Raw genomic sequence first — 1,654 nt, forward strand, 5'->3', positions numbered from 1 at the left:
GGACTTGGGGGGCCGTTCGGGCTTGCGAGGCATGGGCGCGGCACCATAGCCGCGCTCGGGCGGCGGCGTGCTGGGAGTTAACGCCGGGCCGGCTCGTCCGGATCCTCGCCCTCGGCGGAGCCCGGCGTCGGGCCGGGCTCGTCGCCGTCCGCCATGCGGTGGGGCTCCTCCTCCAACCCGCCGTCCTCCGCCGTCCCGGGCGTGCGGCCGGGTTCCTCATGTACCTCCTCGTGGGCAGGTGCCTGACGGCCAGGGCCGGGCTCGCTGCCTCCCACGATCATCGACTCATAGGGCATGTGGTTCACGCGGTGCTCCTTCCCGAAGGGTTCCGCTGGTCCGGGAAAGGTAGCGACGCGTGGGCATCCCGCAGCGCGCGGCAGCAGCGTCCCCCTGCCTGCTCAGGTGTCGTCCTCCGGAGGCCCGCCCTCCTGGGGGAAGTGCTTGCGCACGGTGTGCAGCGCGGCCAGCCAGAGCCGGGCCTCGTTCCGGGTGAGGCGGGAGCGGCGCAGGGGCGCGACCAGGTCCCTCACCGCCGTGCGTCCGGGCTGCTCATCCACGAGGAAGCCGCCCGTGGTCAGCAGCGCCTCCAGCGTGGACTCCACGCGGGCCAGCTCCGCGTCCGTGGCGGCCAGGGGCAGGGGGCCCGGCGGCGGCGCGGTGTCCGCGAGGTGGGCCATGCGGACCTCGTAGGCGTAGAGCAGCACCGCCTGCGCCAGGTTGATGGACGGCTGCTCCGGCGCGGTGGGCACCGCGGACAGGTCGTGGCAGCGCTCCACCTCCGCGTTGGTGAGCCCGCTGCGCTCGTCCCCGAAGACGAGCGCCACCGGCCCCTGCTTCGCCCGCGCCACCAGCTCCTCGCCCACGGCCCGGGGCGACAGCCGGCGCTTGCCCTCCACCTTGCGGGAGCTGGTCCCCACCACCCAGACGCAGTCGGACACCGCCGCGTCCAGCGTGTCCGGCCGCTTCGCCCCACCCAGCACGTCCTCCGCGTGCACCGCCAGCCGGTGGGCCGGGCCCAGGTCCTCGACCTCCGGCGTCACCCAGGCCCAGTCGGACAGGCCGCAGTTCTTCAGGGCGCGGGCGGCGGCGCCCAGGTTCTCCGCGTTGCGCGGGCGCATGAGGACGAATCGGACGGGCAGCACCATGGCCGCGCACCCTAAGCCCCCGGGCACGCGTCCTGTCCACCTGGATGAGAAGGTGAGAACGGTGCGGTCCCCTGTCGGCGGCGCAGGGCCTGAACTGGTCCGACAGTCGGACCAGTTGGGACCGCACCGTGCGGGAGGTGCGCGGCGGGGCCGTCCGAAGGAGGGGCGCCCCCAGTTGACCGCCGAGGCGTCTCACCGCCACTGTGCACGGCGAAATCCCGCGTCCCACGCGTCCTGAAGTCCACCCGCGAGTGTGGCTGCCCGGACACCCTGTGGGCCCGCGGACGCGCAGGGGGGAGCGCCGGCACGTGGTCGCCGGGCCGCACTTTCCGTGCGCCTCCGAGGCGTCCCACGCGCGGCACGCGGCATGAAATCGGTTCCGCCGACACCCCCTGGAGGAAACATGTCCCCGCAGTCCGCTGTCCCGCCGAAAGCCGCGCGCGCACCCCGTGCCCGCTGGCTGCTGCCGGCGTTGCTCGTGGGCGCGCTCGTCGCCGGCTGCAAGCAGG

General features: G+C 74.6%; 2 protein-coding genes. Both read right to left on the reverse strand.

Annotated features, from left to right (window positions below):
• Window positions 1–77: 77 nt before the first annotated feature.
• Window positions 78–305, reverse strand: coding sequence for a hypothetical protein (locus tag D7W79_RS41820; RefSeq protein ID WP_120530732.1), 228 nt, complete (start codon window positions 303–305; stop codon window positions 78–80).
• 93 nt (window positions 306–398) lie between these two features.
• Window positions 399–1,145, reverse strand: coding sequence for an RNA methyltransferase (locus tag D7W79_RS41825; RefSeq protein WP_120530733.1), 747 nt, complete (start codon window positions 1,143–1,145; stop codon window positions 399–401).
• Window positions 1,146–1,654: the final 509 nt, after the last annotated feature.

The organism is Corallococcus exercitus (assembly GCF_003611585.1).
GTDB lineage: Bacteria > Myxococcota > Myxococcia > Myxococcales > Myxococcaceae > Corallococcus > Corallococcus exercitus.